Annotated in this window: 26 protein-coding genes and 1 riboswitch; of the genes, 12 read left to right on the forward strand and 14 right to left on the reverse strand. The window is 66.4% G+C overall.

All coding sequences use genetic code 11. The features are described from left to right. Positions 1-47: 47 nt before the first annotated feature. Genes GYB83_RS11920 through GYB83_RS11930 form a run of 3 tightly spaced genes read left to right on the forward strand, consistent with a single transcriptional unit; the run spans position 48 to position 1,525 of the window. Positions 48-389: a hypothetical protein gene (locus GYB83_RS11920; RefSeq protein WP_161895734.1), complete on the forward strand. Its 342-nt coding sequence runs from the start codon at positions 48-50 to the stop codon at positions 387-389. A gap of 10 nt (positions 390-399) precedes the next feature. After that, entirely contained in the window at positions 400-1,176 is a 777-nt protein-coding gene (locus tag GYB83_RS11925; RefSeq protein WP_161895735.1) for a hypothetical protein, read from the forward strand. Next, positions 1,169-1,525 (forward strand): P27 family phage terminase small subunit, encoded by a 357-nt coding sequence (locus GYB83_RS11930; RefSeq protein ID WP_161895736.1) that lies wholly within the window; start codon positions 1,169-1,171, stop codon positions 1,523-1,525. Before GYB83_RS11925 ends, GYB83_RS11930 begins: the two co-directional genes overlap by 8 nt. 373 nt (positions 1,526-1,898) lie before the next feature. Here the strand turns inward: GYB83_RS11930 and GYB83_RS11935 are convergent, their stop codons facing one another. The 3 genes from GYB83_RS11935 to GYB83_RS11945 form a co-directional block, all read right to left on the reverse strand. Further along, positions 1,899-2,396: a hypothetical protein gene (locus GYB83_RS11935; protein ID WP_161895737.1), complete on the reverse strand. Its 498-nt coding sequence runs from the start codon at positions 2,394-2,396 to the stop codon at positions 1,899-1,901. Between the two features lie 9 nt (positions 2,397-2,405). Next, positions 2,406-2,921, reverse strand: coding sequence for a hypothetical protein (locus GYB83_RS11940; RefSeq protein WP_161895738.1), 516 nt, complete (start codon positions 2,919-2,921; stop codon positions 2,406-2,408). 319 nt (positions 2,922-3,240) lie between these two features. Further along, positions 3,241-3,525 (reverse strand): hypothetical protein, encoded by a 285-nt coding sequence (locus GYB83_RS11945; protein WP_161895739.1) that lies wholly within the window; start codon positions 3,523-3,525, stop codon positions 3,241-3,243. A 583-nt stretch (positions 3,526-4,108) separates the two neighbouring features. Between GYB83_RS11945 and GYB83_RS23405 the strand changes: the two genes are divergently transcribed. The 3 genes from GYB83_RS23405 to GYB83_RS11955 are packed head-to-tail and all read left to right on the forward strand — an operon-like array spanning position 4,109 to position 5,466. Next, positions 4,109-4,255: a hypothetical protein gene (locus tag GYB83_RS23405; protein ID WP_186349775.1), complete on the forward strand. Its 147-nt coding sequence runs from the start codon at positions 4,109-4,111 to the stop codon at positions 4,253-4,255. 36 nt (positions 4,256-4,291) lie between these two features. Beyond that, complete coding sequence (locus tag GYB83_RS11950; RefSeq protein ID WP_161895740.1) at positions 4,292-5,152, forward strand: bifunctional methylenetetrahydrofolate dehydrogenase/methenyltetrahydrofolate cyclohydrolase; 861 nt, start codon at positions 4,292-4,294, stop codon at positions 5,150-5,152. Continuing rightward, complete coding sequence (locus GYB83_RS11955; RefSeq protein WP_161895741.1) at positions 5,152-5,466, forward strand: DUF3017 domain-containing protein; 315 nt, start codon at positions 5,152-5,154, stop codon at positions 5,464-5,466. Before GYB83_RS11950 ends, GYB83_RS11955 begins: the two co-directional genes overlap by 1 nt. Here the strand turns inward: GYB83_RS11955 and GYB83_RS11960 are convergent. Next, a complete protein-coding gene (locus GYB83_RS11960) occupies positions 5,365-6,393 on the reverse strand; it encodes an EamA family transporter (RefSeq protein WP_161895742.1) in 1,029 nt (342 codons plus the stop codon). The two genes, GYB83_RS11955 and GYB83_RS11960, sit on opposite strands and share 102 nt — an antisense overlap. A 71-nt stretch (positions 6,394-6,464) precedes the next feature. Here GYB83_RS11960 and GYB83_RS11965 point away from each other — a divergent pair, with 71 nt between their 5' ends. Then, a complete protein-coding gene (locus GYB83_RS11965) occupies positions 6,465-7,361 on the forward strand; it encodes a LysR family transcriptional regulator (RefSeq protein ID WP_161895743.1) in 897 nt (298 codons plus the stop codon). Positions 7,362-7,365: 4 nt separating this feature from the next. Here GYB83_RS11965 and metX read toward each other — a convergent pair whose 3' ends face one another. Then, the gene (metX, locus tag GYB83_RS11970; RefSeq protein ID WP_161895744.1) at positions 7,366-8,517 is read right to left on the reverse strand and encodes a homoserine O-acetyltransferase MetX; all 1,152 of its coding nucleotides are present in this window, start codon (positions 8,515-8,517) and stop codon (positions 7,366-7,368) included. 25 nt (positions 8,518-8,542) lie between these two features. Further along, positions 8,543-9,844: a bifunctional o-acetylhomoserine/o-acetylserine sulfhydrylase gene (locus GYB83_RS11975; RefSeq protein WP_161895745.1), complete on the reverse strand. Its 1,302-nt coding sequence runs from the start codon at positions 9,842-9,844 to the stop codon at positions 8,543-8,545. A gap of 62 nt (positions 9,845-9,906) precedes the next feature. Continuing rightward, positions 9,907-10,028, reverse strand: a riboswitch (SAM riboswitch). A 333-nt stretch (positions 10,029-10,361) separates the two neighbouring features. Here GYB83_RS11975 and GYB83_RS11980 point away from each other — a divergent pair. Continuing rightward, complete coding sequence (locus GYB83_RS11980) at positions 10,362-11,693, forward strand: PE-PPE domain-containing protein (RefSeq protein WP_228461436.1); 1,332 nt, start codon at positions 10,362-10,364, stop codon at positions 11,691-11,693. Here the strand turns inward: GYB83_RS11980 and GYB83_RS11985 are convergent, their stop codons facing one another. Continuing rightward, complete coding sequence (locus GYB83_RS11985) at positions 11,694-12,383, reverse strand: VIT1/CCC1 transporter family protein (RefSeq protein WP_161895746.1); 690 nt, start codon at positions 12,381-12,383, stop codon at positions 11,694-11,696. Positions 12,384-12,476: 93 nt separating this feature from the next. On the opposite strand from GYB83_RS11985, the gene GYB83_RS11990 reads away from it, so the two are divergent. Both GYB83_RS11990 and GYB83_RS11995 read left to right on the forward strand, forming a co-directional pair. After that, positions 12,477-13,724 carry an MFS transporter gene (locus GYB83_RS11990; RefSeq protein WP_371865054.1) on the forward strand — a complete coding sequence of 416 codons (1,248 nt, stop codon included), beginning with the start codon at positions 12,477-12,479 and terminating at the stop codon, positions 13,722-13,724. Next, positions 13,721-14,563: an exodeoxyribonuclease III gene (locus tag GYB83_RS11995; RefSeq protein WP_161895747.1), complete on the forward strand. Its 843-nt coding sequence runs from the start codon at positions 13,721-13,723 to the stop codon at positions 14,561-14,563. Before GYB83_RS11990 ends, GYB83_RS11995 begins: the two co-directional genes overlap by 4 nt. Here the strand turns inward: GYB83_RS11995 and GYB83_RS12000 are convergent. Continuing rightward, entirely contained in the window at positions 14,560-15,270 is a 711-nt protein-coding gene (locus GYB83_RS12000; RefSeq protein WP_161895748.1) for a hypothetical protein, read from the reverse strand. The genes GYB83_RS11995 and GYB83_RS12000 overlap by 4 nt on opposite strands. A gap of 119 nt (positions 15,271-15,389) precedes the next feature. Here GYB83_RS12000 and trpS point away from each other — a divergent pair, with 119 nt between their 5' ends. Together trpS and GYB83_RS12010 are read left to right on the forward strand one after the other, a co-directional pair. Next, complete coding sequence (gene trpS, locus GYB83_RS12005) at positions 15,390-16,412, forward strand: tryptophan--tRNA ligase (RefSeq protein ID WP_161895749.1); 1,023 nt, start codon at positions 15,390-15,392, stop codon at positions 16,410-16,412. Positions 16,413-16,429: 17 nt separating this feature from the next. Next, positions 16,430-17,488 carry a YhjD/YihY/BrkB family envelope integrity protein gene (locus GYB83_RS12010; RefSeq protein ID WP_161895750.1) on the forward strand — a complete coding sequence of 353 codons (1,059 nt, stop codon included), beginning with the start codon at positions 16,430-16,432 and terminating at the stop codon, positions 17,486-17,488. Positions 17,489-17,639: 151 nt separating this feature from the next. Here the strand turns inward: GYB83_RS12010 and GYB83_RS12015 are convergent, their stop codons facing one another. From GYB83_RS12015 to sdhC, 6 genes are all read right to left on the reverse strand, one after another. Next, positions 17,640-18,422, reverse strand: coding sequence for a hypothetical protein (locus tag GYB83_RS12015; protein ID WP_161895751.1), 783 nt, complete (start codon positions 18,420-18,422; stop codon positions 17,640-17,642). A 194-nt stretch (positions 18,423-18,616) separates the two neighbouring features. Next, entirely contained in the window at positions 18,617-19,864 is a 1,248-nt protein-coding gene (locus GYB83_RS12020) for a serine hydrolase (RefSeq protein WP_161895752.1), read from the reverse strand. Between the two features lie 144 nt (positions 19,865-20,008). Then, on the reverse strand, positions 20,009-20,791 hold the full coding sequence (locus tag GYB83_RS12025) for a succinate dehydrogenase iron-sulfur subunit (protein WP_161895753.1): 783 nt from the start codon (positions 20,789-20,791) through the stop codon (positions 20,009-20,011). Further along, a complete protein-coding gene (gene sdhA / locus GYB83_RS12030) occupies positions 20,791-22,545 on the reverse strand; it encodes a succinate dehydrogenase flavoprotein subunit (protein WP_161895754.1) in 1,755 nt (584 codons plus the stop codon). The genes GYB83_RS12025 and sdhA overlap by 1 nt, the downstream gene beginning before the upstream one ends. Before the next feature lie 16 nt (positions 22,546-22,561). Further along, positions 22,562-22,993, reverse strand: coding sequence for a succinate dehydrogenase hydrophobic membrane anchor subunit (locus GYB83_RS12035; RefSeq protein ID WP_161895755.1), 432 nt, complete (start codon positions 22,991-22,993; stop codon positions 22,562-22,564). An 18-nt stretch (positions 22,994-23,011) separates the two neighbouring features. Then, positions 23,012-23,419: a succinate dehydrogenase, cytochrome b556 subunit gene (gene sdhC / locus GYB83_RS12040; RefSeq protein WP_161895756.1), complete on the reverse strand. Its 408-nt coding sequence runs from the start codon at positions 23,417-23,419 to the stop codon at positions 23,012-23,014. Between the last annotated feature and the right edge of the window lie 158 nt (positions 23,420-23,577).

The following is a 23,577-nucleotide window of genomic DNA, read 5'->3' on the forward strand; positions in this document are numbered from 1 at the left end:
CAGTTGGAGCGTCTCGGGTATCGAATCAAATGAACGAAGGAGAACAGATGAACGAGAATCTGATTCAGCGCATGGAGCGCGAGCGAACAGAACGACTCAGGAAGATCAAGAAACCAGTCGACCTCGAGGTTGCGAAGTGGGCCGACTTCATCAGAGCAAATACCCCCGCTGCTCCGGTCGAGACCTCCGTCTCTACTCAGAGTAATTCGGTTTACCAGTCCCCGGCGCAAGCACTCAGAGACGCTTTCATGGGACCAGATCCTAAGCAGTCGCCGAACGATCGACGGAACGCTCCGCTCAACGGAGATATGAAAAGTCTGATCGCCGGGTACATCGGCTCCCAACCATCGAACGCATCGCACGACCCCAGCGACAACCGCTGGCAGTAAAGGAAGAATTATGACCACTAACATCACCGCTCTCACCGCCCAGCTCGAACAGTTTGGCTACAAGCTCCCGAAGACTGTCAAGCCGTATCTCGACTCCGTCGAGGCTGTCCGCTACGCCTACGATGGTCTGCCGGTCGTACCGACCGAACCGGTCACCGAGGAGACGGCAGAGGCGGTAATGCACGCGTTCGCCGCAGAGACCGCGCTCGCGCTCGGGACCGATGGATTCACCCCGTTGGCTGTCGCTAAGCGTCGGATGGTCGAGTCGTACCAGGCGCTCGCTCTGAACGAGCTTCGCGCAGACTCGACAAAGATCTTCGAGACGCTGTCTACCGTCGTCGACTCAGCCGCTGAAAGGCTTGTCGCAGCAGTGGGCAACCTTCCCGAGACGCTGACTCCGGATGCCCTCGTGCAGGCTGGTCCGGTCGCTGTCGAAGCGCTCGCCACCGCTACGGAGGCTGGACAGGCCCTCGGAGCAATCGACCTCTTCGTGTTCCAGCACGGAAACACGCTCGGCTTCGGAGCGTCACCAGACAAGATTCTCCGACTGTTCACTCCTTCGGGAATCGGTGACTACCGGAAGCTCGAAATCGCTCAGAACACGAGCCACAACGAGACCGAGACCAGGATCGGGTACACGTTCGTCGTCGCTGCCCGAGAGGGCATTCCGATCAACCTCAACGACAGCACGACGTCCGCCGTGCTCGCTGACGAGATCGACGCAGACCGTTTGCGGGTGGCAAGCGCCAATCCGTTCAACGGTCGTGGCTGGAAGATCAATGGCTGAGTACGAGCCAGACGACCTCGGTGCGACAGGTCAACGAATCTGGGACGAGGCAACGGACGAGTTCGAACTGACCGAAGCGCAGAAGGTGATCCTCGAAGGAGCGTGTAGGCAAGCTGATCAGGCGGACATCCTGTACTCGAAGATCGCTGAACTCGGAGGAAGCTACCGAGTGAAGGGATCTATGGGGCAGTGGGTCGAAGCACCAGAACTCAAATCGGCACGAAGTGCTCAGGCTGAAATGCGCGCTGCTCTTGCATCGATCGGTCTGACGAAGCCCGACCAGGACGAGGATCAGTCGACCCCGGATCGATCCGGGGTCATTCGTCAGGTTCAGATCCGAGGCACGTAGATGCCTCCGAAGAAGTACACACCGAAGCGTCGAGACCGTCGCACCCCGACGACGGTCGAGGCGGTAGTCGAACGTCTACCAGAACGATTCATCAAACCGACGCTACTCCGGTCGGACGAGCGACCAGGCACCTACGACACCCCGAAGTCGCTCAGGTCGTTCGTCTGGGATCTCGATCAGTGGCTCGAACGAGAGAATATCAGCGGTATCGAGTCTGCCGATCTTCTCGGAGCACTTGGGATCCCCGTAGCGGACTGGTATCAGGCCGCGAACTCGTAAGCGACCTTCTACTTCGGTTCAGAGGACCATCGGAGCGTGCGGCATGACCGATATGCTCCGACCTCTTCTGGTCGGAGATTTGTCGTTGGTGGCACTAGTTGTCGCTGTCGTAGTCCGTTCCCGGAGTATCGTCGGCTCGACTCTCCTCGGGTGCCTTTTTGGGCTTGTATACTCGCCGAATCTCGGCGAAGAGGAGTACTGCAAGAATGATTTGAATTGCTGTAAGGCAGGTTCCAAATATCAGCAACTTTGTCGATGAGAGTCCGAACGGTGGTGAATCCAATGTGCGGCGAATGACGAGCGTTGTAGTTCCCAGTGCTCCGACGATGTACATTGCTGCTAGTATCCGGTTGAGGGTCCGTCGCTCTACGGCCGTAATTCCCTTATGGGCTATGATCTTTAGTCGTTCCGAGATTGAATAGTCGAGTAGGCTCTTCACCGGAGAATCTGACTTCAGTTCGTGTAGAAGTTGAATATCCTTCTCGATGTTTCGTCGAGCGAGTGGTGACCCCTCTCGGACGATCAGAACCGGAACTGATGCAACGACCGTTGCGCATGCGGCAATGATCGCTACCGTTACGCCGCTATCCATGCCGTTAGCCTATTTGTCGAACGCGGTCTCGTACTTCTTGGCCTGAGACGGTTTCAAGTCGCCGGAGACTCGGAGCAAGAACGGCCCCTCGACGTGGTTGTACTCCTGCCCGAGGATCGGCATCGATCGTTTGTACTCCTGGATCTGGTCGGATCGTCGCTGTGCTGACGCAGTGTCGGCCCACTCTTCGACCATCGCACCGCACGAGACGCCGATCTTCTGACCTTCGGAGCACTTGACCCGAGAGTCCTCGATCACGGTCGCAGCAACGTAGCCGTTCGGTCTCCCGACCAAATTGTTCGGGTCATTGTCCTCGGTGATTACGATGACCTTCGAGATCTGGGGTACTGCGGACCTCAGATCGGCTACCACGCTGTCGATCGTTGTCGACTCGGAGGTCGAGGTCGTTGTCTGGCTCGCTGCTGCGACGGTCGATGTTGGAGCGTCGGAGCTGTCATCGGACCCGCACCCGGCGAGTAGCGCCGCACAGACGACGATCGGAGCAAGTGCAACCTTGTTGTTCATGAGCCGACCATATGGTCAGACTCCGACAGAACCAGCCGTGGAGGTCCTGAAGCGGTCGAACGGATGACACAGTGAACAAACCGACCCCGGAGCATCACCGCTCCGGGGTCGATTCGGTTGGACCGAACGTCTACTCGTCGGTTCAGTCGTCTTCGATCCTGACTAGCGACGGGTGCAGGCCGGGGACGAGTGACCCGTCTTCGAGACGGAACAAGAGACCGTCGTCGACCATTTGCTCGATCAGATCCCCGGTTGAGACCCCGATGATCGAAGCCGCTACGTCGATCGGGACCGATTCGGAGTAGGGGAGAGAGTCGACCTACCGGTCGAAGGTCTCGATGATGATCCTTGCGCCGATCCAGCTTCCATCCGACGGCGCATCGACTTCGGTGGTCGATGCGAGCGTGCACCCTCGGGTGAACTGTTCGGTCCGGCGATACATATCGTGATGCCGCGCTACGAGCCATGAGCGAGCGACTGTGACCGTGGTGTCTGTCCCGGTGACCGAGATCCAACCCTGGTCGATGTACAGAAGAGCGGTCACCGAGCTTCCTTCCGTTCGACGCTGATTGTGTCCGTCGCCAAGCGGTCGACGATCATCCACGGAGTACCTTCCTCAGTCTCGCAAAGGATCTGACAGAACTCGTCGTCTTCGGGCAGGACGACGTCGAGTACGACCAACCCGCCGTAGACCACATCACCCGGTTCGAGGTCCCGTATCCGGAGGATCATCGGATGCTCCGAACGTCGACTGGGTGGAACGGCTCGATCCTCCCGCTGACCTGCTACTTGATTCGCTGTCTCGTACATCGCCTATATCTCCTAGATCGTGTTGTACGATTGGAAGTACACGATGCGGAACACCAGACAAGTCTATGTTCACGTCGATCAGATGATCCCGCGGATCCACTTGACAGCTCGATGGGACACGTGCGATAGTGATCTGTCCGCAGCAATGCGGCGTTGATCATCTCACGATCCGCCGCCACCGTCTGCGAATCTCCCGAGGACTCAGGGTCGAGAAGTTCGCGCATCGATAAAGGGTGCATGCGAGCCGACGAGTTCCTCTTCTCGACTGCGCTCGAAGGCCGGAAAGCGGCCGTCGGGGCTTCGGAGCCCGACCCACGGACATTCACGCAGTGTCCCCGCGCGGGACGCTGCGACCTACCCATGCCTAGGAGGCAACCATGCGTACGAACACCATCATCGACACCGGCACCGCCGACCTCGATCCGGCCCAGACCGTCTGGTTCCAGATCGACGACGCCACCGGCTTCTATGTGACGGTCGAGGAGTTCCTCGCCGTCGCACGGTCGCAGTTGGCAGCCGCCTGACCCGTGGAATCGCCGTCAGTGGAAGAATGGTCTTCCGTGACGGCGATTCGACTGGACGGCAAACTCACCCGAGACGAGATCTTCACCGATCTGAAGGCGCGCGTGGACACTCTCCGCGCCGCGGGCATCACCCCCGGACTGGGAACGGTGCTCGTCGGTGACGATCCCGGCTCGCAGTCGTATGTGAAGGGCAAGCACTCCGACTGCGCCAAGGTCGGCATCTCGTCGATCCGCAAGGACCTTCCGGCCGACATCACGCAGGAGCAGCTCAACGCTGCCATCGACGAGCTGAACGCCGACCCGGCGTGCACCGGCTACATCGTGCAGCTCCCGCTGCCCAAGCACCTCGACGAGAACGCGGCACTCGAGCGCATCGCGCCGGAGAAGGACGCCGACGGCCTGCACCCGATCAACCTCGGGCGGCTCGTCCTCGGCAAGGAGTCGACGCTCCCGTGCACCCCGCGCGGCGTCATTCATCTCCTGCGCCGCTACGACATCCCGCTCGACGGGGCGCACGTGACCGTCGTCGGACGCGGTGTCACCATCGGCCGCCCGATCGGCCTCCTCCTGACGCGTCGCAGCGAGAACGCGACCGTAACCCTGTGCCATACCGGCACCAAGGACCTGGCCGCCGAGACCCGCCGCGCCGACATCGTCGTCGCTGCGGCAGGCGTCGCGCACCTGATCACCGCCGACATGGTCAAGCCCGGCGCGGCCGTCGTCGACGTCGGCGTCAGCCGTACCGACGCCGGACTCCAGGGCGACGTCGCACCCGACGTCTGGGACGTCGCGGGCGCCGTGTCGCCGAACCCGGGGGGTGTCGGACCGTTGACCCGTGCGTTCCTGCTCGCCAACGTCGTCGAACGCGCCGAACAGCAGCTCGCCGCCCAGTCCTGATGACCGAGGAACGCGTCGACGCCATCCGTCGAGCCCGACGGATCCACACCGTGATCGCGAACATCCCGTTCTACGTGGTGCTCGCGATCGTGGTGGTCGCCGCCGTCCTCGTCCTCGTGGACAGGTGGCGGCGCGGCGCGTTCGTCTTCGGCTCGGCGATGCTCGTCGGCGCGACGTTCCGCGCCATCCTCCCCGCCATCCGAGTGGGCCTGCTACAAGTTCGCAGTCGCCCGTTCGACGTCGCGGTCATGACCGCGGTCGGCGTCGCCGTGCTCTGGCTCGCCACCTCCATCAGCTCGCTGGGCACCGCGTGAGAGTCGGATAGTCCCGAACAGGACGCCGCCGACCACCAGCAGCGCGCCCGCGATCTCCATCGGCCGCACCGATTGGCCGAGCACGACCCACGCCGTCGTCATCCCGACCACCGGCACCAGCATCGAGAACGGCGCGACGACACTCGCCGGATGAATCGACATCAGCCACGTCCACGCACCTGACCCGCCGATCGTCGCGACCACCGCGGTGAAGATCACGCCGACCACGGCGGGCAGCCCGTCCAGGGTGCCTGCCGCGCGCATCGACTCGCCGATCTCCGACGGTCCCTCGACGATCAGACTGACCACCAGCATCGGCAGCGGCGGGATCACCGTCATCCACATCATGAGACGGAAGGGCCTCTCGACTCCGCTCGAGGGCCGGGAGGGCGCGCTCGAGGATCGGGAGGGTCCGCTCGAGGCGCCGGGATCCTGAAGGGCTCTGCGGTTGGACACGTTGCCGATCGCCCACCCGAACGCGCCGGCGAGGGTGAGCAGGAAGGGAGCGACGGCGGCGTGCTCGGCGCGCTGCCAGCCGACAACCGCGAGGCCGGCGACGGCGATGAGGATGCCGGTCACCTGAACGCCGGTGAGGCGTTCGCGCAGGAGGATCGCACTCAGGACCACCGTGAACGGCGCCGACGCCTGCAGCACCAGCGATGCGAGCCCCGCGGGCATCCCGATCGCCATGCCCCAGTACACGAATGCGAACTGCAGCACGCCGAAGCCGACGCCGTAGCCGATGAGCCACCGCAGCGGCACGTCCGGGCGGGGGATGAACAGGACCGTCGGAATCGCGATCACCGCGAAGCGCAGGGCCACCAGGAACATCGGGGGGAACGTGTCGAGCGAGAAGTCGATGGCGACGAAGTTGACTCCCCAGGCCACTGCGACGAGCAGTGCGAGGGCGACGTGGCGAGTGGGCATGCGTCCATCGTCGACGGCCGGACGATGCAGGACAACTGAAAAGAATTGAACTGACACTGTAGGTTGGCTGCATGGATGTGCGTCATCTCGAGCTGCTTCGGGAACTGGCCGACCGGGGGAGTGTCACCGCCGTCGCGGCGGCCACACATCGAACGGTCTCGGCGGTGTCCCAGCAGCTGCGAACCGCGCAACGCGAGTTCGGGATGGCGCTCGTCGAACCGGACGGGCGCGGCGTCCGGCTCACCGACGCGGGTCGGCTCCTGGCCGACGGGGCGGTCTCCGTGCAGAGTGCTCTCGCCCAGGTCCAGGCCACGTGGGACGCCTACCGCGACAACCCGGGAGGCGAAGTGTCGATGCTCGCGTTCCCCAGCGCCGCGGCGCTCATCTTTCCGCCCGCACTCCGCGCGGCGGCCGACGCAGGCGTCCGGCTGCGCCTTCACGACCGGGACCCTGCCGAAGCCGACTTCGCCCGACTCTCCTCCGATGTCGACATCGTCATCGGGCACAGCCTCGACGGTCGCGGGCCGGTCGGAACCGACGGGCTGGACGTCGTGCATCTGACCGTCGAACCGCTCGACATCGCGATGCGCGCCGACCATCCGCTGACCGAGCCCGCGCAGCTGCGGGCGCGAGACGTCGCCGAGGCGGAGTGGATCGGCGTCCCAGACGGTTACCCGTTCGACGCCGTCCTGCGGGCCGTCGCGGCCGCGGCCGGACGCGAACTCAGTGTGCCGCAACGACTCCGCGACAACCGCGTGATGGAGGCGATGGTCCGGGCGAGCGACGCCGTGTGCGTGCTCCCACGGTTCACCACGGTCGCCGACGACGGGCTCGTTCTGCGGGAGATCGTCGACGTCCACGCCGAACGGACGCTGTCGGCGGTGATGCGGCCCGATCGCGCTCGACGCCGCGCCGTTCAGACGGTGCTCGACGCCGTCGTCGACGCGCTGGCCGAGTTCGAACGCTGAGGCGTCAGCGGCGCGCGCGGACGAGGGCGATGGTGTCGCGCAGCATCTCGGCGATCGGCTCCTTCTCGGTGAGGAATCCGTCGTGCCCGGCGTCGGAGCGGACCACTCGGAGGCCGCCGACGCAATTGCCGAGTTCGGCCGCGAGTTCTTCCTGCTGATACAGCGGGTACAGGCGATCGGAGTCGATGCCGCCGACGATCGTCGGCACGGTGCACGCGTTCAGTGCCGCCTTCACTCCGCCGCGGCCGCGCCCCACGTCGTGGTTGTTCAGCACCTCCGACAGCGCGACGTAGCTCCCCGGATCGAAGCGCGACTTCAGCTTCTCCGACTGGTACTCGAGGTAGCTGGCGATCGCATAGCGTCCGCCGGTGAGCGGATCCTCGTCGCCCTGCGGGAGATTCTCGAAGCGCTGGTCGAGCTCGCGGTCGCTGCGGTACGACAGGTGCGCGACGCGGCGGGCCACACCCATGCCCGTCATCGGCGCGCGTCCGGTGCCGTAGTAGTCGCCGTCCTGCCAGTCGGCGTCGCCCTTGATCGCGGCGATCTGCGTGGTCTGGGTGCCGATCTGGTCGGCAGATGCGCGGGCGCCGACCGCGAGGACGAGCGCTGCGTCGATCTTGTCGGGATGGGTGACGGCCCATTCGAGAGCGCGGGCACCGCCCATCGAGCCGCCCGCGACGGCGGCGAACCTGGTGATGCCCGACCGCGTGAACGCGGCGTACTCGGCGGCGACGAGGTCGCGCACCGTCAGGAGCGGAAAGCGTGAGCCCCACGCCCGCCCGTCGGGCGCCGTGGAACCGGGACCGGTGGAGCCGTAGCACCCGCCGATCGCATTGGGGGCGACGACGCACCACTCGTCGGTGTCGACGGCGCATCCCGGCCCGATGAGGCCGTCCCACCAGCCGGTCATCGAGAACCGCGCGTCGGCCGGGCCGGTGGCGTGCGAGTTGCCGGTCAGCGCATGGAGCGCCAGAACGATGTTGTCGCCCGCTTCGTTGGGGCGACCCCACTTCTGGAACGTGACCGTGACATCGGCGATCCGGGCCCCCGATTCGAGGTCCAGATCGCCGATGCGCACGGCGACATCCGACCCGTCCGGGCGGAGGGCCCAGTCCGGGTCGAATGCCGTGGCGGCCGGGTCGATGGTCACCGACACCGGGCGCCTCCTACGTTCTCAGAACTCACTTGGCGGCCTTGAAGCCTTCGGTCAGGTCGGCGAGGATGTCGTCGATGCCCTCGATGCCGACGGCCAGACGGACGAGACCGGGGGTGACGCCCGCGGCGAGCTGCTCCTCAGGGGTCAGCTGGCTGTGGGTGGTCGACGCCGGGTGGATCACCAGCGAGCGCACGTCGCCGATGTTGGCGACGTGGCTGTGCAGCGACAGCGCGTTCACGAACGCCTTGCCCGCGTCGACGCCGCCCTCGATCTCGAAGGCGACGATCGCGCCCTGGCCCTTGGGCAGGAGCTCCTGGCCGCGGTCGTAGTACGGCGACGACTTCAGGCCCGCGTACGAGACCGAGGTGACCTGGTCGTTGGCCTCGAGGAACTCGGCGACCTTCTGCGCGTTGGACACGTGGCGCTCCACGCGCAGGCTCAGGGTCTCGATGCCCTGGGCCAGCAGGAACGCGTTGAACGGTGCGATCGCCGAACCGGTGTCACGGAGCAGCTGGATGCGTGCCTTGAGGGCGTATGCGGGGGCCCCGAGGTCGGCGATGACGACGCCGCCGTAGCTGGGGTCCGGGGTGGTGAAGCCGGGGAACAGGTCCTCGCCGTCACGCTGGACACGCCAGTCGAAGTTGCCGCCGTCGATGATGACGCCGCCGATGGCGGTGCCGTGGCCGCCGATGTACTTGGTGGCCGAGTGGACGACGATGTTCGCGCCGTGCTCGATCGGGTTCAGCAGGTACGGCGTGGCGACGGTGTTGTCGACGACGAGCGGGAGGCCGTTGTCGTGAGCGACGCCCGCGACGCCCGCGATGTCGAGGATCTGGTTGTGCGGGTTGGAGATGGTCTCGGCGAACAGCGCGCGTGTGTTCGGGCGGATCGCGGCCTTCCACGACTCCAGGTCGTCGGGGTCGTCGACGAACGAGACCTCGATGCCGAACTTGGGCAGCGTGTAGTGGAAGAGGTTGTACGTGCCGCCGTAGATGCGGGGGCTCGACACGACGTGGCCGCCGGCCTCGACGATGTTCTGGATCGCGTAGGTCGTCGCGGCCTGGCCCGACGACACGAGCAGTGCCGCGACGCCGCCGCCGAGCGCGGCGAGGCGCTGTTCGACGGCGTCCTGCGTCGGATTCATGATGCGGGTGTAGATGTTGCCCGGCTCCGCCAGCGCGAACAGGTTCGCTGCGTGGTCGGTGTCGTCGAAGACGTACGACGTGGTCTGGTAGATCGGCAGAGCTCGTGCCTTGGTGGTGGAATCGACCACCTGACCGGCGTGAACCTGGTTGGTCTCGAAGCTCCAGTTGCTGGCGTCAGACATGGGACGTCATTCACTTTCTGTGGTCGGTCGGGCCGCGGCCCGGTATGTGGGTCCGACCGTCGGACCCGCGCTTGCATCACAGGGACGTGGCGTCCCCCCGTTGCCAGGTCATCACCCGGAGCACCCCACCGCGGAGGAGGGTTGCCGACCAGCGAGCCGGGGCTTGTCGCTGATGCTCATGACCTGCTGCACAGGATATATCACCGGTGCGCGGGGTCGGGTACGGCCGGAACGGCGGGGAGCAAAACTCTTCTCTTGTCGGACCCGGCTGTGTTAGGGCCGCGCGCTGCCGGGTCCGTGTCGTGCGGTCGGGCGGGGCGGTGGCCGCACAATCCGGGTATCGTCGTCCGAACGGACTAACGGAAGTAGGATAGGCGAACCTAACTCATAAGAAGAGGAAAACGTCAAGGAACGAAATCATTTCGAGTTGATGACTTACGGTTTCAACTGGGACAACTCTGTGCCATAAACCCGATCTGGCTGTGCGATCACCAGTCGGGTACCTGAGAATTTCCTGGTGATCAAGCGCTCCCTCCCCCACGTTCTCCTCTCGTTCTCGGCACTGGCCGCGATCCTCCCGCTCGCACCGGGCACGGCCAACGCCGACAGCTGCGGCAACGGCGCGGCTATCGTCGTCGCCGGGACCAACGCGCCGCGCAACGCCCACGGCATCCCCGTCGGCGGCGTCACCGGCGTCGGCTCCCGCTACAAGAGCGACGGCTACCAGGTGCAGTACGTCAACTACCCGACGTCGCTGTGGCCCCTCGGTCCCATCAGCTACGACGACGACGTCGCGCTCGGCAAGGCCGCGACCGAACACGCGATCAGCGCATACCAGCAGCGCTGCCCCGGAAAGCCGATCGTCGTGTCCGGCTACTCGCAGGGCGCCCGCGTGGCGGGCGACGTGCTGTCCGACGTCGCGAACGGCCGCCAGAAGGGCGCGCCCATCACCGCCAAGGGACTGTCCGGCGAGCTCTACTCCGATCCGCGCCGAGTCGGGCGCCCCGACAGCACCGGCGTCGAGAACGCCCTGATCGGCCTCATCCCCGGGCTGACGATGTCCGGGCCGCGCGACGGCGGCTTCGGGACCATCCCCGTCAAGCAGGTCTGCACCGAGGGCGACGGCATCTGCGACGTCCCGGACCCGCTGTACGACCCGATCGGCGCCGCCGACGCGTTCCTCGGCTACTTCCTCAAGCACGGGTACTACCCGGGTCGGATGAACCACGACCCGGCCGACAAGGCCAAGTGGGGCGACATGGACTGTGTCGACCAGGGCGACACCGCCGACTGCGTGACCCCGCTCCCGTCGTCCACGTCGATGCTCGCCCGCGCCGAGCAGGCGATCACCGGTCAGAACGTGATCTTCGGCGACGCGGCCGCGGTGGTGGACGACCGCACTCCGCTCGACCTCGCGCCGGGCGTGACCATCGCGTCGCTGCGGCCGTTCATCGGCGGCGGCCCCGACTCGTCGAGCGGCAACCTGTCGATCGGCGCCGAAGCGGTCATCGCGGGCGCGGTCGGCGTCCAGGTGGAGCGCAACTGGGGGCAGCACAACGACCTCACCGTCGGAGTGGACCTCGGGCTTGGCATGACCGACAACCCGGCGGTGCCGGACGCACTGATCCCCGACACGCGTCTGCTCCACGTCGAGGCGACGGTCCCGATGACCGACACGCGCAAGCAGCTGTACGCGGCCCTGATGGGCCAGGACGCGCCGACGAGCTCGGCCCTAGCCGCGCAGGCCCCGATCACGCCGCCGTCGCTCACCGTCCAGCTGGTGCCGAAGAAGGCCGCGGAGGACGTGCAGCCGGTCCCCGCGGACAAGCAGGTCTCCGAGGCTCGGTAGTCACATCACCCAGTCGCCGAGCAGATAGCCGAGAGCCAGGGCCGCCACTCCGATCGTCAGCGATCGGATGGCGGTCCTGAGCACGTTCGCGTACCCGCGGCGAGCGATGACGACCGATGTCGCCGCGAGAGACACGAGCGACACGGCGATCGTGGCCTCGCTGCGCCAGGGGAGAGGGACCGTCACCATCGCCACCACGGGCAACGCGGCGCCGAACAGGAACGCCAGACCCGCGGTGACCGCCTCGCGCCACGCGTCGCCGGGCGAGGTCAGCTCCCGGATGCCGTACTCGATCTCCAACTGCGCCGACAGCGCGTCGGCGTCCGACAGTTCCGTCGCCACCAGCATGGACGTCTCGGGGCTCACGCCCTTCGCTTCGAACCACGACGCGAGTTCGACGACCTCCTCGTCCGGGGTCAGCTCGAGGAGTCGCTGCTCGCGCTCGACCGTCGCCTGTTGGGCCTCGCGGTGCGACATCGCCTCGCCCAACTGGACGCCGAACACCGCGAACGCCCCCATCAGCGCCGAGATCACCAAGACGGCGAACGACGTCGGGCCGCTCATCTCGGCTCCGGCCAGACCCAGTCCGGTACCGGCCAACGCGATGATCCCGTCGTTGACGTCGGTGAGCCGATCGCGGAGATCGCCCGGATCGGCCTCCGCCCACCAGCGTGTGAGTGCATTGGGCATCAGAGCAGAATAGTCCGGTCGGACCGTCTTCCGTGACGGGATTCACCCCGCGGAACGGGAAGGCGACGGCGCCGCGCCGACGTTGTTCACCTCGTGCAGGAGACTCCGATCGACCTCGAGACCGCTGCCGTCGTCCCCAGGCAGGAGGACCGGCCTCGGCCGAATCTGCTGTGGATCGTGCTGGTCCTCGCGCTCGGCGGCTTCGGCATCGGCACCACCGAGTTCGTGGCGATGGGCCTGCTCCCGAACATCGCGGGTGATCTGGATGTCACGGAGTCGACGGCGAGCTACCTGATCTCCGCCTATGCGCTCGGTGTGGTCGTCGGAGCGCCGGTGATCGCGGTCCTCGCGGCGCGGATGTCCCGGCGGACACTGCTGATCACGCTCATGGTGGCCTTCACCGCGGGCAATGCGTTGAGTCTGGTCGCGCCGTCGTTCGGCACACTGATCGTCGCCCGCTTCGTCGCGGGTCTGCCGCACGGGGCCTACTTCGGCGTCGCCGCGCTGGTCGCGGCCCACGTCGCCGGTCCGGGGCGTCGAGCGCGAGCCGTCGGGCAGGTGATGCTCGGGCTGTCGGTCGCCAACGTCGTCGGCGTCCCGGTCGCGACCTGGCTCGGTCAGCATCTGGGCTGGCGTGCCGCGGTGGCCCTGGTCGTGGTGGTCGGCGCGGTCACCGTCGTCTCCCTGTGGCGAGTGCTGCCCGCACTCGACGACATGGTCACCACCGACCCGCGCACCGAACTCGCGGGCCTCGCCAGCCTCCAGATCTGGTTGACGCTGCTCGTCGGCATGATCGGCTTCGGCGGCTTCTTCGCCTTCTACACGTTCCTCAACTCGGCGTTGACCTCGCTCGGCGGGCTCGCCGAGTCGGCCGTGCCGATCGCGCTCATGCTGTTCGGGCTCGGGATGGTCGCGGGCAACATCGTCGGCGGACGGCTCGCCGACCGCTTCGGCGACATCGCGGTCGGCGTCGGGCTCGCGGGCGCCGCGATCACCTTGCTCGTGTTCGCCGCCGTCGTGACTAGCGGTTGGCCCGCCGTCGGCGTCGCGTTCGCGGTCGGCATGACCGGATCCAGCGCCATCCCCGGCCTCCAGACCCGACTCATGGACGTCTCGAACGACGCGCAGACCATCGCCGCCGCCCTGAATCATTCGGCGCTCAACGTCGCGAACGCGCTCGGCGCCTGGCTCGGCGGCGTCGTCGTCGCCGCCGGACTCGGCTACCGGGCGCCGTCACTGGTCGGAGCAGCGTTCGGCGTCGCGGGCGTGATCGTCCTCGTGGTCGCGGTCGTCACCGCCCGACGGACGATGTCGGACCCCGCCGATAGGCTTGCCGCGTGACTTCCGAATTCTCCATCACGACCGTCAACGTCAACGGCATCCGCGCCAGCGTCAAGCAGCGCAACGAGAACAACCCCGGCATGCTGCCGTGGCTCGCCGACCACGCCCCCGACGTGGTCCTGATGCAGGAGATCCGGGCTACCGAGGCGATCACCCGCAAGGCGCTCGGACCGGTGCTCGACGCGGGCTGGCACCTGACGATGACCGAGTCGAACGTGAAGGGCCGCGCGGGCGTGGGAGTCTTGACTCGCGTGGAGCCGTCGGCCGTCCGCATCGGATTCGGGAGCGACGAGTTCGACCCGTCCGGCCGGTACCTGGAGGCCGACGTCGACCTCGGCGGCTCGACGGTCACCGTCGCCAGCCTGTACCTGCCGTCCGGCGCGGCGCTCACGGACGACCCGAAGGACGTCGAGAAGTACGAGGAGAAGGTTCGCTTCCTCGACGAGTTCGGGCCGTACCTCGACAAGCTCGTCGGCGCCGACGACCAGGTGGTCGTCGCGGGCGACTGGAACATCGCGCACACTGAACGCGACATCAAGAACTGGAAGGGCAACCTGAAGAACTCGGGTTTCCTCCCGCACGAGCGAGCCTGGGTCGGATCACGCATCGACTCCGGCTGGGTCGACGTCGCGCGTGTCCACCACGGCGACGTCGACGGCCCGTACGCGTGGTGGTCGTGGCGCGGCAAGGCCTTCGACAACGACTCCGGGTGGCGCATCGACTATCACCTCGCGACCCCGGCGCTCGCCGCGCGGCTCACCGGCACGCACGTCCATCGTGCCGACGCGTACGACCGCCGCTGGTCCGACCACGCCCCCGTCACGGCCGAGTTCGCCTAGCTCCCGATTCCTCCGCCGATGCCGCCGAGGATGCCCTTGATGATGCTCGAGACCGTGTTCTCGATGATGCTCTCGGTGGATCCGCTGCTCGACAGGTCGGCTCCGACGCTGCCGATCGCCTCGCCGGGGGAGATGACGCGGGTCAGGAAGCACGCGGTGAGGCCGGGCAGCTTGTTGCCGACGCCGACGGTCCCCGTCACCTCGATCCCGCCGCTGGTGACGGTCTGACCGGGGATGCTGAACGTCGGCATCGGGTACGTGAACTTCACGGTCGCGGGGTTGCTGGCGTTGACGAACCAGCCCGTCGTCGACACCTGCCAGCCCGAACCGGCCGCGGTCACCGGGACCTCGACGGTCTTGCGTCCGCCGATGGCGAAATACACAGTGGCCTTCGCCGTCGGCTTGGCGAAGCCCGCGGGCGGGATGTCGGTGACCGACTGGACGTAGGGATTGCCGATGCCGGTGGTGCCGACGTCGATCGTGTAGGTGACGGTGGCGCCCGCGCCTGCGGTCTGTGTCACGGACTTCGCGTACGTGTGGGTCACGCCGAGCCCGGCGTCCTTCGTCGCGCGGCTCGACGCATCGCACGTCGCCGCGTCGGAGACACCGGCGGAATGAGCCGCGGCGCCGGTGAAACCGGCACCGACGAGTACAGCGGCCGACAGCAGTGCGGCGAGACGAGAAGCGGAAGGCGATCGGCGAGTCATGTCCGGAATCTAACGTCGATTTGTCTCATTCTGGCGGTCGACCAGGCGATCGGGCACAGATCGAGCGTCGCCTGTCACGCATCGGGAATCGGCTTGTACGCATCTGAAACAATCATGTGATGACCACCCCTGCACCCGCGCCGCGTCGCCGCGTCCTGTCCGGAATCCAGCCGACGAGCGATTCGTTCCACCTCGGCAACTACCTGGGCGCAGTGAAGCAGTGGGTTGACCTGCAGGACGAGTTCGACGCGTACTACTTCATCCCCGACATGCACGCGATCACCGCGCCGCACGATCCGAAGGAACTCCGCGCGCGGACGCGGCGCAGCGTCGCCCAGCTGCTCGCGGTCGGTGTGGATCCGGAGCGCGCGACGATCTACGTGCAGTCGCACGTGCCGGAGATCAGCCAGCTGTCGTGGGTCCTCACCTGCATCACGGGCTTCGGCGAGGCGAGCCGGATGACACAGTTCAAGGACAAGTCGGCGAAGGCCGGGCAGGACGCCGCCAGCGTCGGACTGTTCACCTACCCGATCCTGATGGCCGCCGACATCCTGGCGTTCCAGGTGGACGAGGTCCCCGTCGGCGAAGACCAGCGTCAGCACCTGGAGCTGACCCGCGACCTCGCACAGCGCTTCAACAAGCGGTTCGGGAAGGCGCTGACGGTGCCGAAGGCGCACATCGTCAAGGAGTTCGCGAAGATCTACGACCTGCAGAATCCGACGGCGAAGATGAGCAAGTCGGCCGAGTCGGATGCCGGACTGATCAACCTGCTCGACGATCCGAAGCGGTCGGCGAAGAAGATCCGATCGGCCGTCACCGACAACGACCGCGTGATCGCCTTCGACCGGGAGAACAAGCCCGGCGTCTCGAACCTCCTGACGATCCAGGCCGCATTGACCGGGCGCGCGATCGACGACATCGTCTCCTCGTACGACGGCAAGGGCTACGGTGACTTGAAGGTGGAGACTGCCGAGATCCTCTCCGACTTCGTCGCGCCGCTGCGTGGACGGGTCGACGAGATCCTGGCCGACCCGGCTCAGCTCGACGCGATCCTCGCTGACGGTTCGGCTCGCGCGCGTGAGATCGCCGCGGGCACCCTCGCCGACGTGTACGACAAGATCGGCTTCGTCCCCCGAGGCTGACCGACCCCGAGGAATGTGTGGACCGGATCAAAGCACTCGCCGCAGACCTTCCAGCCCGGCTGGAGCGACTCAAGGCGAGGTGGCCGTTCCTCGCTCACGTGATGGGCATGGTCGATCACTACACGGCTCGTCGCGGCAACACGTATGCCGCGGCCATCAGCTTCATCGGGATACTGTCGCTCGTACCGGTGCTGATGGTGTCGTTCGCCGTCGCCGCGTTCATCCTCGCCCGTCAGCCGGAGGTGATCGACCAGATAACCGATGCGGTCACGAAGAAGGCTCCCGGTCAGTTGGGCAGGCAGCTGAACGAGGTGATCGACTCGGCGATCGCGTCCCGCCGCACCGTCGGTGTCGTCGGCCTCGTCAGCGCGGCGTTCACCGGCCTCGGCTGGATGGCGCTCGTCCGCAACGCGCTCAGTGAGATGTGGGGCGGACGCCTCAAACGCAGCGCAGTCCTCGGCAAGGTGTACGACCTCGGGATGTTCGTCGGCATGGGCGTCATGTTCGTCGCGACGATCGGTCTGACGGTCGTCACGACCGGCCCGATCGGCACGACGGTCCTCGAGTTCATCGGCATCGACGACACCGCCTGGGGGCGACTCCTGCTGCGTGTGGTGTCGATCGCGGTGTCGCTGGCCGCGACATGGGTCCTGTTCATCGTCGTCCTGTCGCAGATGCCGCTCCAGTCGATTCCGGTCCGGGCGGTGGCGACGTCCGCGTTGGCGATCGCGGTCGCCTTCGAAGTGCTCAAGTCGCTCGGCGCCATCTACCTCACCGCGGTCCTCGGCAGTCCCGCGGGCGCCGCCTTCGGCCCGATCCTCGGTGTCATGGTGTTCGCGTACCTCGCGTCCCGCATCGTCCTGTACGGCGCGGCATGGGCGGCGTCCGACCCGAGGCACGCCGACCTGCTGACAGCCGACGAGATGGAGGGCGACGAAGACGTGGAGAAGGGTCCGGTGTATCTCGCGCCCGTCTACGAGGTGGCCCGCACGCCGTCCACTCGGCAACTCGTCACCGCTGCGGGGATCGGCGCGGCTGTCGCCGCCGCAGCGTCGCGGATTCGCCGGAAGTCGTAGCTTCCCCCAGTGCATGACGGTGTCCCCGTCTGACCTTGGTCAGGCGGGGTACGGCACCCCATCCGGGCCTTCCGGAACGCGGAACCGCCAACGACGAAGGCTCGCCCCGCGCACTGCGCGGGGCGAGCCTTCGTGTCGGTAGTCGGGGTGGCTACTTCTTGCCGTCGTCCTTCTTCTCGCCGCCGCCGAGGCCGCCGATCAGGCCGGGGATGATGTCGACGAGCGAACCGGTGCTCGAGAGCTGGCCTTCCTTGGAGCCGAGGCCCGCGGAGTCGAGGCTGCCGAGGACGGCCTCGCCTGCGTTGGGGGCCCGGACGGTGGTGCAGGCCGTGAGCTGGCCCATCTCGACGTAGCCGAGCGGGGGCGCCGGGGTGGCCTGGAAGGTCGCACCGCCGCTGGTGACCTGCTTGCCCGCGATGTAGCTGGCAGGCGGTGCGTAGCTGAACTCGGCGGTGAACGACTGTCCGGAGAACACGGCCCAACCGGTGTGGCTGATCTTCCAGCTGATGCCGTCCTTGAGGACCGAGTTCGGCGGGATCACGGTCTCGTTGATGAGCTTTCCGAAGGCTCCGCCGCCGCCGATGATGCCGCCGACCATGGTGAACGCCTTGACCTTGACGGTCGGCTTCACATCCCGAAGTTCCTTCGGCGGGATGTCCCAGACGCCCTGGACGTAGGGGTTGCCGATGCTGTTGGTCGTCAGTGAGAGCGAGTAGACGAGGGGCTGGCCCTGTCCGACCTCTTTCGGAATCGACTTCGTGAAGGCGTAGTCGACGATGAGCGTCTTCTTGACGGTGGTCTCGTTATTACAGGTCGCGGCGCCGGCGTCGCCGACGACTCCGGGAAGGGCCGGCACGGCGGTGAGGCCTGCGCCGACGACGGCGGCAGCGGCGGCGATCGTCGCCAGGCGGCGGCGCATGGGGGCATGGGTCATCGGGAGTGCTCCGTTTCGCGGATGACGTGGACTCTGGGAGGGAGTGGTGACGGCCGCACGGCCATGTCACGTGTGTGAAACATAGCACTCTGGATCGATTGATCGGTTTGCTGGCGCGTTCCTCGGCACGATTCGATCCATCATTTCCGACATATCGACGTCCGCCCAGCCCGCAGGGCACGGATTTGACGCGGTCAGTCGTGCGCGCGGCGGCGACGGAGTACAACCGCACCCGCGACACCGCAGATCACGAGCACGCAGGCTCCGCCGAGCAGCCACGGAGTCAGGTGCGACGACTCGTCCGCCGACGCCTGATGCGGGGCGTCGTGAGCCGTCGAACCGGCGTCGTCGTGTCGTTCCACGGTCGTGAGCGAACCGACAGTCGTACCGGCGGGTGCGGCGAAACCGTAGTCGAGCATGCGCCGAGCCTGATCGACGTACATGTTGCCCGCCACCGACAGGCCCGCCATCTGCACGATCAGGAGCCGACGGCCGTCTCGTTCGACGGCGCCCACGAACGTCTTGCACGCGTCGTCGGTGAAACCGGTCTTACCGCCGAGCATGCCGGGGTACCCGTCGCGCAGCAGCGAGTTCGACGTCGCCATCGTGTAACCGGGATGCGCTTTGTCGCCCGGGACGTCCTTGAGGGCCGGATATCCGGGGAAGTGCGCTTCCTTGAGCGAGATCATGTGCCGGAAGTCGGCGTTCTGCATGGCCTCGCGGAAGATGAGGGCGAGGTCGAACGGCGAGGTCGACATGCCGGGGGCGTCCAGCCCGGACGGGCTCGCGGCCCGGGTGTCGGTGGCCCCGATCGACGTCGCGACGGCGTTCATCTTCGTCAGCGCCTGCTCACGGCCGCCGAGCTGGCGGGCCAGCGCGTTGGCGCAGTCGTTCCCCGACACCATCAGCAGGCCGGTCAACAGTTCGCGGACCGTGTACGTGCCGTCGGGCCCGATCCCGCACGCGTCGCCCTCGATGCCGTAGTCGTCGGTGGTGCCGGTGACCACGGTGTCGAGATCGAGTTCCTTGAGAGAGGTGAGGGCCAGGAGCGTCTTGATGGTCGACGCGGGACGGTAGCGTCCGTGCGGGTCCTTCGCGGCGATCACGTCTCCGGTGTCGAGGTCGGCGATGAGCCACCCCGAACTCGTCAGATCCGTCGGCGTGGCCCCGGCCTTCGGGTCGGAGACGACGCCGCACGCCGCCAGTCTCGCCCCGCCGGCCGCCGGAGTCGGGACGGGTAGAGGAGTGGGCGTCGGGTGCCCGGGCTGCACCACTTCCGATTCGTCGATCGGCTTCGGCGTGTGTACCCGGAACGGGCAGGCGTCGGTGTCTGTGCCGTACCCGATGGCGGGCTCGGCGTGCGACGCGGCGACCGGTGAGATGAGGACGGTGGCCGCGGCGACGGCCAGGGCCGCGCCGACGCGAGAGATACGCGAGATCATGACCGCTTGAGCGTACGCGGCGTCACACCGAAACGCCTCGCCCGCGGTCGGGAAAGCGACGGTTCGGACGACACCTGTGGCCGCGGATACGAGAGAGCCCCGACCGGGACCGGTCGGGGCTCTCTCGCGGCTGCAGAGAAGGGTCTAACGGGAGAACATCAGGGCGCGCTTGACTTCCTGGATGGCCTGCGTCACCTGGATGCCGCGGGGGCATGCGTCGGTGCAGTTGAAGGTGGTGCGGCAGCGCCACACACCGTCGACGTCGTTCAGGATGTCCAGACGCTCGGCGGCGGCCTCGTCGCGGCTGTCGAAGATGAAGCGGTGAGCGTTCACGATCGCGGCCGGGCCGAAGTACGAGCCCTCGTTCCAGAACACCGGGCAGCTCGTGGTGCAGCACGCACACAGGATGCACTTGGTGGTGTCGTCGAAGCGGGCACGGTCGGCCTGGCTCTGCAGACGTTCCGCGGTCGGCTCGTTGCCGGAGGTGATCAGGAACGGCTTCACGGCGCGGTACGCGTCGAAGAACGGCTCCATGTTGACGACGAGGTCCTTCTCCACGGGAAGGCCCTTGATCGGCTCGATGGAGATGGTGATCTCCTTCGACGAGTCCTTGGGCAGCAGATCCTTCATGAGGAGCTTGCAGGCCAGACGGTTGACGCCGTTGATGCGCATCGCGTCGCTGCCGCACACGCCGTGCGCGCACGAGCGCCGGAACGTCAGCGAACCGTCCAGGTAGCCCTTCACGTAGAGGAGCAGGTTGAGCAGGCGGTCGGTCGGCAGGGCCGGGACGCGGAAGCTCTCGAAGCCCTGGGCGTCCGGGTCCTCCGGGTTGAACCGGTAGATCTTCAGCGTGACCATGGTCGCCTCGGCGGGGACCGGGGGCAGAGCGGGCTCGCTGGTCGCCGGATTCTCCAAAGTGGCAGTCATCAGTACTTACGCTCCATCGGCTCGTAGCGGGTCTGGACGACGGGCTTGTAGTCGAGCTCGATGTCGGCGAGCAGACCCTTGCCCTTCTTGTAGGCCATCGTGTGGACCAGGTAGTTCTCGTCGTCGCGCTTCGGGTAGTCCTCGCGGGCGTGTCCGCCGCGCGACTCCTTGCGGTTGAGTGCACCGGCGACGGTCACCTCGGCCATCTCGAGCAGGAACCCGAGCTCGACGGCCTCGAGGAGGTCGGTGTTGAAGCGACGTCCCTTGTCATGGACGCGGATGTGCTCGTACCGCTCCTTGAGCTCGCGGACGCCGTTCAGGGCGGTCGTCAGCGTCTCCTCGGTGCGGAACACCGATGCGTTGTTGTCCATGAGCTGCTGGAGCTCGGTGCGGATGTCGGCGACGCGCTCGTTGCCGTGCTCGGAGAGCAGGCCCTCGAGCCACTCGTCGACCATCTGGGTCGGGTTCTCCTCGAGTTCGGTGAACTCGGCGGAGTTGGCGTACTCGGCGGCCGCGATGCCCGCACGACGGCCGAAGACGTTGATGTCGAGCAGCGAGTTGGTGCCGAGACGGTTCGCGCCGTGGACCGAGACGCACGCGCACTCGCCCGCGGCGAAGAGGCCGTGGACGATCTGCTCGTTGTTGCTGAGCACCTGGCCGCGGACGTTGGTCGGGATGCCGCCCATGACGTAGTGGCACGTCGGGTACACGGGGACCAGCTCGGTGACCGGGTCGACACCGAGGTAGGTGCGCGAGAACTCGGTGATGTCCGGGAGCTTCTCGTTCAGAACGTCCTCGCCGAGGTGGCGGACGTCGATGTACACGTAGTCCTTGTTCGGACCTGCGCCGCGGCCTTCGAGCACCTCGAGAACCATCGAGCGGGCGACGATGTCGCGGGGTGCGAGGTCCTTGATGGTGGGGGCGTAGCGCTCCATGAAGCGCTCGCCGTCGGCGTTGCGGAGGATTCCGCCCTCGCCTCGGACGGCCTCCGAGATCAGGATGCCCAGGCCGGCGAGGCCTGTCGGATGGAACTGGTGGAACTCCATGTCCTCCAGCGGCAGGCCCTTGCGGAAGACGATGCCCATGCCGTCACCGGTGAGAGTGTGGGCGTTCGACGTCGTCTTGTACATGCGGCCCGAGCCGCCGGTGGCGAAGACGATCGACTTCGCGTGGAAGACGTGGATCTCGCCGGTCGACAGCTCGTAGGCGACGACGCCGTTGGCGATGGGCTCGCCGTTCTCGTCCGTCGTCATGTTGATGTCGAGCGCGTAGAACTCGTTGAAGAACTCCACGTCGTGCTTGACGCAGTTCTGGTACAGCGTCTGAAGGATCATGTGGCCGGTGCGGTCGGCTGCGTAGCAGGCGCGGCGGACCGGGGCCTTGCCGTGGTCACGGGTGTGACCGCCGAAGCGACGCTGGTCGATCTTGCCTTCGGGCGTGCGGTTGAACGGCAGGCCCATCTTCTCCAGGTCGAGCACGGCGTCGATGGCTTCCTTCGCCATGATCTCGGCCGCGTCCTGGTCGACGATGTAGTCGCCGCCCTTGACCGTGTCGAAGGTGTGCCACTCCCAGTTGTCCTCTTCGACGTTGGCGAGGGCGGCGCACATGCCGCCCTGCGCGGCGCCGGTGTGGCTGCGAGTCGGGTAGAGCTTCGTCAGCACCGCGGTGCGGGCGCGGGGCGCGGCTTCGATGGCCGCGCGCATGCCTGCGCCACCTGCACCGATGATGACGACGTCATAGCGATGTTCCTGCATGTGTAGTCAAATCTCCTTAGCCGGCGTTGCCGAAGGTGAGGATCGCGTAGGTGCCGAGCACCAGCACGAGGAGCATCGACAGGCCGAGCAGAGCGTTCAGCCAGAAGCGGGTGCTGTCCTTGCGCGAGTAGTCGGCGATGACGGTGCGGACTCCGTTCGCGCCGTGCAGCTGGGCCAGCCACAGCATCGACAGATCCCAGATCTGCCAGAAGGGCTCCTTCCAGCGGTCGGCGACGAAGCTCGCGTCGATGCGGTGCACGCCGCTGTCGACCATCAGCATGATGAACATGTGGCCGAACGTGAGGACGATGAGGGCCAGGCCCGAGAAGCGCATGAACATCCACGCGTACTTCTCGAAGTTGCCGCCCTTGCGGGCCCGCGGGCTGCGCGGGTTGTCGAGGCTGGCGGGCCGGTCGTAGTCGGTGCCGAGTGTCTTGACTTCGCTCATGGTGTCTTCTCCCCGGTCCTAGAGTGCGTGATCGATCAGGATCGCCAGCATGCGCGCGGCAGCGGCGATGAAGACGATCGCGAAGATGGTGAGGATGGCCCACAGCATCTGGCGCTGGTACTTCGGCCCCTTCGACCAGAAGTCGACGAGGATGATCCGGAGGCCGTTCAACGCGTGGTAGAGCACGCAGAACACGAGGCCGATCTCCATGAGGCCGATGATCGGAGTCTTGTACGTCTCGATGATCTCGGTGTACGCGTTGGCGTCGACGCGGATGACGGCGGTGTCCAGGACGTGGACGAACAGGAAGAAGAAGATGGACACGCCGGTGATGCGGTGCAACACCCACGACCACATTCCTGGGTCACCTCGGTAGAGAGATCGTTTGCGCACCGGTGCGGGTGCGACCTCGGTGGGGGTGCTCATCGCGGAATCTACGCCTCCAGAGTCGTCGATATTTTCTCAGGACCTTCCGGCGGCGCGGGACGTCGCGGCGGGACCCATCGCACCTGACTTTAAACCTAAGCTGAGTCCTATCGTGAATTGCCCGAACAATGTGATCAGCCTCCCGTAATAACATTAGG

Source organism: Gordonia spumicola, from assembly GCF_009932475.1.
Lineage (GTDB): Bacteria > Actinomycetota > Actinomycetes > Mycobacteriales > Mycobacteriaceae > Gordonia > Gordonia spumicola.

Bases quoted from the DNA above. Each gene is read 5' to 3' on its own strand.
- GYB83_RS11920 (WP_161895734.1), top strand. From the start codon at position 48: ATGAACGAGAATCTGATTCAGCGCATGGAGCGCGAGCGAACAGAACGA.
- GYB83_RS11925 (WP_161895735.1), top strand. From the start codon at position 400: ATGACCACTAACATCACCGCTCTCACCGCCCAGCTCGAACAGTTTGGC.
- GYB83_RS11930 (WP_161895736.1), top strand. From the start codon at position 1,169: ATGGCTGAGTACGAGCCAGACGACCTCGGTGCGACAGGTCAACGAATC.
- GYB83_RS11935 (WP_161895737.1), bottom strand. From the start codon at position 2,396: ATGGATAGCGGCGTAACGGTAGCGATCATTGCCGCATGCGCAACGGTC.
- GYB83_RS11940 (WP_161895738.1), bottom strand. From the start codon at position 2,921: ATGAACAACAAGGTTGCACTTGCTCCGATCGTCGTCTGTGCGGCGCTA.
- GYB83_RS23405 (WP_186349775.1), top strand. From the start codon at position 4,109: ATGCGTACGAACACCATCATCGACACCGGCACCGCCGACCTCGATCCG.
- GYB83_RS11955 (WP_161895741.1), top strand. From the start codon at position 5,152: ATGACCGAGGAACGCGTCGACGCCATCCGTCGAGCCCGACGGATCCAC.
- GYB83_RS11960 (WP_161895742.1), bottom strand. From the start codon at position 6,393: ATGCCCACTCGCCACGTCGCCCTCGCACTGCTCGTCGCAGTGGCCTGG.
- GYB83_RS11965 (WP_161895743.1), top strand. From the start codon at position 6,465: ATGGATGTGCGTCATCTCGAGCTGCTTCGGGAACTGGCCGACCGGGGG.
- GYB83_RS11975 (WP_161895745.1), bottom strand. From the start codon at position 9,844: ATGTCTGACGCCAGCAACTGGAGCTTCGAGACCAACCAGGTTCACGCC.
- GYB83_RS11985 (WP_161895746.1), bottom strand. From the start codon at position 12,383: ATGCCCAATGCACTCACACGCTGGTGGGCGGAGGCCGATCCGGGCGAT.
- GYB83_RS12000 (WP_161895748.1), bottom strand. From the start codon at position 15,270: ATGACTCGCCGATCGCCTTCCGCTTCTCGTCTCGCCGCACTGCTGTCG.
- trpS (WP_161895749.1), top strand. From the start codon at position 15,390: ATGACCACCCCTGCACCCGCGCCGCGTCGCCGCGTCCTGTCCGGAATC.
- GYB83_RS12015 (WP_161895751.1), bottom strand. From the start codon at position 18,422: ATGACCCATGCCCCCATGCGCCGCCGCCTGGCGACGATCGCCGCCGCT.
- GYB83_RS12020 (WP_161895752.1), bottom strand. From the start codon at position 19,864: ATGATCTCGCGTATCTCTCGCGTCGGCGCGGCCCTGGCCGTCGCCGCG.
- GYB83_RS12025 (WP_161895753.1), bottom strand. From the start codon at position 20,791: ATGACTGCCACTTTGGAGAATCCGGCGACCAGCGAGCCCGCTCTGCCC.
- sdhA (WP_161895754.1), bottom strand. From the start codon at position 22,545: ATGCAGGAACATCGCTATGACGTCGTCATCATCGGTGCAGGTGGCGCA.
- GYB83_RS12035 (WP_161895755.1), bottom strand. From the start codon at position 22,993: ATGAGCGAAGTCAAGACACTCGGCACCGACTACGACCGGCCCGCCAGC.
- sdhC (WP_161895756.1), bottom strand. From the start codon at position 23,419: ATGAGCACCCCCACCGAGGTCGCACCCGCACCGGTGCGCAAACGATCT.